This window comes from Jeotgalicoccus sp. S0W5, assembly GCF_011634875.1.
Lineage (GTDB): Bacteria > Bacillota > Bacilli > Staphylococcales > Salinicoccaceae > Jeotgalicoccus > Jeotgalicoccus marinus.
In genome coordinates, this window is record NZ_SIRQ01000001.1 from 144,728 (window position 1) to 151,849 (window position 7,122).

A 7,122-nucleotide genomic window follows, 5' to 3' on the forward strand; every position below is an offset into this window, starting at 1 on the left:
AAATGTATAAAGAGAGTAGCGAATCATGATACCAAGAAAATTAATAATTAATACTATAATATTATCATCTATATTTTTAGCGGGATGCGGTAAAATCACTCATGTAACTTCGAGTTACCCTTTAAATTTAAAAAGTTTTGACGGTCAGGTGTTATACTTAGTCATACATTTTTCAGACTAAAACTTCGTTGCAGCTGCTACCTCTGCTAGATTATTTTTATCGAAAGATACTGGAGATGAAAGATGATGGTATTTTGTATGTTGCAATCAATCCACAGAACGAAGATGAGTTAGCAATCTAGACTATAAGCAGAAATAGTTATGTGTCTAATGACAGCTCATAAGAACAGTGGAAGAAAATTTTAGTTGTGGGCAAAGTAAAATAAGCTGAATTATTCATAATAAAAATACTACTTTTCTATATAATATGACTAATGAACAAAATGATAAGATGATCTATTACGATTTATGCTGTTGCAGAAAACTGAGGAGGCTTTTATGTTCAATAAATTAGCTTTAAAAATCGGACTTTTGTTTTTTCTGGTGATTCTTATTATTGAAATCATATTATTCTATATCCTATATACAAATCTGGTCGCTGATCGTGTGGAGGAAGTGATGGGGGATTTATTGGCCCGGGGGAATACACACAGAGACGTATTGGAAGAAAACTATACAACCACGACATTGGAACATGTTGCGATTATGGAGTCAGAATCAGATTTTATTGTGGTGATAACAGATGAGAATGGAGAGATAATCACCAATTCTGATCCGGTTGAACCAGAAATGATAACTGTTATTGAACATACTGATTATGGTGAAATACCACAAGAAGGAGTTATCCTGAAATCAAATTGGTCAGAAGAAAAATATGTCTCTACAGACAGCCCCCTAACTTTTAACGAAACTCATAGCGGGCATGTTTTTATGTTTGCTGAAAGTGATAGCATCGAACGGATTATTGATCATCTCAGCCATAAGTTTTGGCTTGTGGGTCTATTGACTTTACTTCTGACTGTTATAACGGTGTTTATTCTTTCCAGAGTTATTACCCAACCGGTATTGAGGATGAAAAAAGCGACAGAACAATTAGGTAGAGGCAATCATAACGTGGAATTGTATACACATCGAAAAGATGAGCTTGGAGATTTGGCGACTTCGATTACTTTGCTGTCGCAAGATCTGGAACGTTTAAAAAACGAGAGAAATGAATTTTTAGGGAGTATATCGCATGAGCTACGAACACCTTTAACCTATATGAAAGGGTATACGGATATTATTAGCAGAAAAGAAATATCCACGACGGACAGGAATAGATACATTAAAATCATTCAGGAAGAAACAGAGCATTTAGCAGACCTGATAAAAAATCTGTTTGAATTAGCTAAAATCGATCATAATGAATTTGCCATCACAAAAGAGAGGGTAGTATTTAGCGCTTTGATTGAGACGGTTTTAGCACGAATCTATCCAGCGCTCAATGAAAAAAAGATAGAGCTTTTCTTTCATTGTCCGGACAACTTGGTTGTTATGGCAGATCCCGAAAGAATTCAACAAGTTATATTGAATATATTAGATAATGCAATAAAGTATACTCCCGAGAAAGGTCATATCACAATGGAAGTGATTCAAAATAAAAATGAAATTTTAACAACTATTTCAGATACAGGAGAAGGAATCCCAGAAGAAGATATACCCTTTATATACGATCGACTGTATCGTTCTGAAAAGTCTAGATCCCGGGTAAGCGGAGGGTCTGGTCTCGGGCTGACAATCGCTAAAGAAATTGTGGCGTTGCATGGTGGCGAGATTGGAGTAGAAAGTACACTCGGCAAGGGGACTGTTTTCGTCATATCTTTAAAGAAGGAGAATGTAAATGAATAAAGTGCTGTTAATCGATGATGAAGAGAGAATGCTCGAACTGTTGACATTATACTTGAAACCTTACCCTTATTTTTGTCGAAAAGCAGTAGGTGCAAAAGCAGGGCTTAAGTTTGTTAAAGAAGAGAAGTTTGATCTTATTCTACTGGATATCATGATGCCTGAAATGAATGGATGGGAAGTATGCAGAGAAATACGGCAATACTCAGATGTACCTATTATCATGGTGACTGCACGTGAGCAGAAAGAAGATATTGTAAAAGGACTCAAGCTGGGTGCAGATGACTATATCACAAAACCTTTTAATGAAGAAGAATTGGTTGCAAGAATGGATGCATTACTAAGAAGAACAAGACCTGTCAACCGGATTGAAGTCGAAAGACTGTTATGGGACGAAGATCAATTTGAACTATCCTATAAAAAACAGCTTGTAAAATTAACACCAAAAGAATTTGCAATCATTGGATTACTCATGAAAAATCCAGGAAGGGTATTTTCTAGAAATCAATTGATTGATTTAGTGTGGGGCATGCATTCTGAAACGGAAGGACGTACTGTGGATTCCCATGTTAGAAATATGCGGGAAAAAATTCGGGAAGTCGGCTTTCCTATCGATGATTACTTTCACACGGTGTGGGGCGTTGGTTACAAATGGATTAAAAATTAAAAAACACTTTCAATATTAGAACGTTAGACTGATTGCTTTTGTTCTATTAATAAGAAACGCCATGCCAGAATTATTATCTGACATGGCGTTTTTTCTATATAAGTTTTATTTTAAGCGATTTCCTTACAAGCTTCTGCACATTTAAAGCACGCTTCTGCACATCTCTGACAGTGTTCGTGGTCGTGTTTCTGACATTCATTTCCGCAAGCTTCGCAAATTTTGGCGCATACTGCTGCTAAATCAGAAGCAAATGGTGTACCTCTCATTAATGCTTGTTCCAGAAATGCACAGATATCTGCACATTCACGGTCCAGACGGATGCATTCCGCCATCATATTTACGTCCTCTTCTCTCAAACACGCATCGTAGCAGTGGTTACAGGCTTCCATACATTCATGTAACGTCTGAATCAGTTGTTGGTGTTGTTCATGAGCCATTGTAAATACCTCCTATAGATTTAAATACGCTTGCATTAATTGAATTCCCATCCATTTCGCATATAAACCGATATTGGTAAACTCCATAGAAAATGCACATAATTTTAATGATGATTGTCCTTCTCCACTTATTCAATAATGTAATTCGCCTAGAAAAATCAAAAAATAGTTCCTTTTTTATTATTAGATTGAAGATTTGGATCTTATTCTACTTTAACCTGTCCCATCATCCCATTGTCCTCATGTTCAAGTATGTGACAGTGGAACATATATATGCCTTTATTTTTAAACTGAATGGCAATTTTCACAGTCTCATCCGGGGCAACGGAAAAACTATCTTTCCAGCCTCTTTCGTTCTCAGGTGGTGCTTCTCCATTCCTGGAAAGGATTTTAAACTGAGCACCATGGATGTGGAACGGGTGAATCATGCCGCCCATCATGTCTGGTTTATTATAGATTTCCCATACTTCGGTGACACCTTGTTCCTGCGTAAAATCAATTCTTTCAGAGTCAAATTTTTTACCATTTATCGTTACCTGATCCATCATACCGAAAAGTTCAATTTCTTTTGTTACTGGTAAATTCTTTTCTTCTTCCGTAACTGAAAAGTCATTCATTTCATCAGGTATATCTATGGTTTTACCTGTTTGATCTGTGATTTCAAAAGGTAAGAGCGTGGTACCTTCTTCGTTTACTAAAGCAATCTCTTCATTAGTTTTAACTTGTGAGAAGTCAATGACTATTTCGGCCCGTTCTGAAGGCGTGAGTGTGATTTCTTGCATTGAGACCGGTTCATTTAAAAATCCGCCGTCCGTTGCGATTTGTACAAAAGCATCTTCTGTATTTAGTTTAACGGTGTAGTTTCTTGCATTTGAGCTATTTAAAAGTCGAAGCCTTACTTTTTCTTTATCTACAGTTAATTTTGGATTTAATGTTCCATTAATTAATGATGTATCTCCGACAGTGCCATCTTCATTTGCTGCTGCTTTATAATTCAACTGTTTTTCGTCATCAAAGACTCTGTCCTGGAAAATGAGAGGAATGTCATTTTCTCCATATTCACTTGGTAATTCGAGATTTTTTGAATTTTGGTCCTCGATATAAATTAACCCAGCAAGTCCATTGTACACTTGTTCAGAGGTTTTTCCTTCCGGGTGGGGATGGAACCACAATGTGGCAGCTTCCTGTGTCACTTCAAATTCAATAGTACTCTCTTCGCCTGGCTCCAATACATTGTGTGGACCACCATCGTCATTCCCTGGCACTTCCAATCCATGCCAGTGAAAAGTGGTATTTTCATTGAGTTCATTGATTAAGTTTATTTTCACAGTATCTCCTTTTTCAAATTGAAGCATGGGACCTAGAAACGAGTCATTATAGCCATATGTTTTTGTTTGAACGCCATCAAATATTTCTGTTTCTCCTTTTTGCGCGCGTATTGTATACTCAGTTCCTTTGTTGCTGTCGCTTTTGAGTACAGGGGGGATATTCAGTTCATTCTCTCCTGTCGAATCAATTAGACTTACCACATCATCATGATCCATATGACCATTACCCATGGAACCATTATTCATTTCTCCTTCACTGGAGGAGTTATTCATATTTTCTTCCATAGAATTTTCATTGTCCTCATTCATATTCATCTGTTCATTTGAATCCTTTCCATTGTTAGTATCTTCTACAGATGCTTCTCCGTCATTGCTTGTACAAGCTGATAAAACAATGACCATCATCAGAGAAAACAAGCTTATCAATAGGTTCTTTTTTCTCATACTTTACAATCCCTTCTTTCTACTTTTAATAAAGAACTTGTCATTCCTTTATGTATTAGACTAGATTATAATTTTCGAGAATCCGTGCATAAAATGAGTATTTAATATGACAAAAACTACATGTAAAATTAAGTTTAAAAAACGACCGTTTATTGGAACATCAGGAAGAGAACAAACATAGTTGATTTTACTATAGATTGAAAGTACAAAAACCCGTACAATTATCTTTGTACAATATTTTAAAAACTTATTGAGTTTTTGTACTATAGCCAAAGCTTATGAATGCTAATTAGAGTATAGAATACATATAACCCCCCACTAAGAGAAACATAAGGAGGAAAAATTATGAGCAAAGTTGGTTATGCCAGGGTCAGTACGAGAGATCAGAATTTAAATAGTTAAATTGATGTCTTAAATAAATATGGTTGTAATCGAATATTTTCCGAAAAGGTAAGTGGCAAGAAATATAAAAGAACAGAGCTTGACAAATGTCTCGACTACCTACGTAAAGGGGATACTTTAGTAATCACAAAGTTAGATCGACTCGGACGTACGACGAAACAATTAATAGAACTATCTCAATACCTCGATGAAAAGAATATAGATTTGGAAATAATAGATATGAATATTAATACCAAAGATGCAATGGGGAGGATGTTCTTCACTATGATGAGTGCTTTTGCAGAGCTCGAAGCAAATCTATTGAGTGAAAGAACGAAAAAGGGTTTAGAATCTGCTCGATCAAGAGGTAGAATGGGAGGAAGGCCTAAATTTCCGAAAGATAAAAGGGAAATGGTCATTTCTCTGTATGAGAGTGAGAAATACACAATAAATGAAATCATCAGGATGACAGGGGTATCAAGAGGTACCATCTATAACATGATTAATAGCAAGTCTGAGAAAAAGATCGGAGAGAAATGATTTTATGGAAACAAAGCTCCAGCAAGAGATAAATAATGTTCTAAAAGTATTTCCTGAATATTGGCATGAAGATATATTATTGAAGAATAAGTTGATTGAAGATATACGTTCTTACAATGAAAAATTAATAGAAGCTCTTCTATCGAACGAATCGATAAGAGATACATATTCCCTCGAGCTACCGTCGGGCTTAGTTTTTAAGATAGAAGAGTTCATCAGTATGCTACGTTTCAAAAACTACTGGGATAACAGCTACACAAAATATACAAATGAAATTGGTCTCACCAGTGAAAATAAGTATTTTAAGTATAATTCTGATGTAGTTCTAGATTTTCCGCACAAAGATGGTGTTTTAGAAGGAGGAATGACGACAGAAGAAAAAGGGAAAGACGAAGTTTATTATCATAACACCTTAGCCAAAGAAGAGATTGATACACTTTTAGCTCCTAAAATTCTAACTAATATTATCAAATATGCTAAAAACGAAGAGACGAATTTAGATAAATTCTCAGATAAAGATAATTTGATTCTAAAAGCTAATAATCTTATTGGATTATATTCATTGAGAGAACGTTACGCGGGGAAAGTAAAGTTAATTTATATAGATCCACCTTACAATACTGGTGGAGATAGTTTTAAATATAATGACCAGTTCAACCATTCTACGTGGTTGGTATTTATGAAAAATCGGTTGGAAGCCGCCAAAGAACTATTGAGTCCTGATGGTTCTATATGGATTAATATCGATGATAATGAGTCACATTACGCAAAAATATTGATGGATGAAATATATGGTAGAAACAATTTTGTTGCTAATATAGTTTGGCAAAAAAGAACCTCTCCTGATTCTAGAATCTCTTTAGGAGCTGCGCACGATAATATATTAGTCTATGCAAAAGATATTAATTTATTCAAACCAACAATTAATAAAGTTCCTTTGTCAGAAAAGAGGATTTCAGAATACAAAAACCCAGATAATGATATAAATGGCCCTTGGGTCTCTGTAGATATGACAGGGCAAACAGGACATGCAACTAAAAGCCAATTTTACAATGTCACACTCCCAAACGGTACGATAATATCTCCTCCTTCCAATAGATGTTGGGCGATAAGTGAAAAAGAATTTGTAAACCTTAGAAAACAAGGAAGGATTTGGTTTGGTATTAATGGTGATTCACGTCCAAGATTGAAAAAATATTTGAGTGAGTCAGATGGTGCAACAAGTTGGACTTGGTGGACGAATGGTGATGTAGGACATAACCAAGAAGCAAAAAAAGAAATAAATAAAATATTGTCTGATGTGGAGTGACCTGATGTCACTTAAGTTTACAGTTGAATAAAATAAATTTTTCTCTGGGATATGAACATGTTCATATCTCAGTTTTTTTATGCAGCCACACGACGAAGTTCGATTGGTGTCAAACCAAACAGCACATCTTGT

At 35.4% G+C, this 7,122-nt stretch carries 6 protein-coding genes; 4 read left to right on the forward strand and 2 right to left on the reverse strand.

Going from position 1 to position 7,122, the window contains the following annotated elements:
- Positions 1-498: 498 nt before the first annotated feature.
- Together EYB29_RS00760 and EYB29_RS00765 are read left to right on the forward strand one after the other, a co-directional pair.
- Entirely contained in the window at positions 499-1,887 is a 1,389-nt protein-coding gene (locus EYB29_RS00760; RefSeq protein ID WP_026867193.1) for a sensor histidine kinase, read from the forward strand.
- Positions 1,880-2,551 (forward strand): response regulator transcription factor, encoded by a 672-nt coding sequence (locus EYB29_RS00765; RefSeq protein WP_026867194.1) that lies wholly within the window; start codon positions 1,880-1,882, stop codon positions 2,549-2,551. The genes EYB29_RS00760 and EYB29_RS00765 overlap by 8 nt, the downstream gene beginning before the upstream one ends.
- A gap of 110 nt (positions 2,552-2,661) precedes the next feature.
- Here the strand turns inward: EYB29_RS00765 and EYB29_RS00770 are convergent, their stop codons facing one another.
- Together EYB29_RS00770 and EYB29_RS00775 are read right to left on the reverse strand one after the other, a co-directional pair.
- Positions 2,662-2,988 (reverse strand): four-helix bundle copper-binding protein, encoded by a 327-nt coding sequence (locus EYB29_RS00770; RefSeq protein ID WP_026867195.1) that lies wholly within the window; start codon positions 2,986-2,988, stop codon positions 2,662-2,664.
- Between the two features lie 203 nt (positions 2,989-3,191).
- Complete coding sequence (locus tag EYB29_RS00775) at positions 3,192-4,760, reverse strand: multicopper oxidase family protein (protein WP_166626276.1); 1,569 nt, start codon at positions 4,758-4,760, stop codon at positions 3,192-3,194.
- Between the two features lie 402 nt (positions 4,761-5,162).
- Between EYB29_RS00775 and EYB29_RS00780 the strand changes: the two genes are divergently transcribed.
- Positions 5,163-5,681: a recombinase family protein gene (locus EYB29_RS00780; protein WP_240921803.1), complete on the forward strand. Its 519-nt coding sequence runs from the start codon at positions 5,163-5,165 to the stop codon at positions 5,679-5,681.
- Positions 5,682-5,685: 4 nt separating this feature from the next.
- Positions 5,686-6,990, forward strand: coding sequence for a site-specific DNA-methyltransferase (locus EYB29_RS00785; protein WP_035856809.1), 1,305 nt, complete (start codon positions 5,686-5,688; stop codon positions 6,988-6,990).
- The last annotated feature ends 132 nt before the right edge of the window (positions 6,991-7,122 follow it).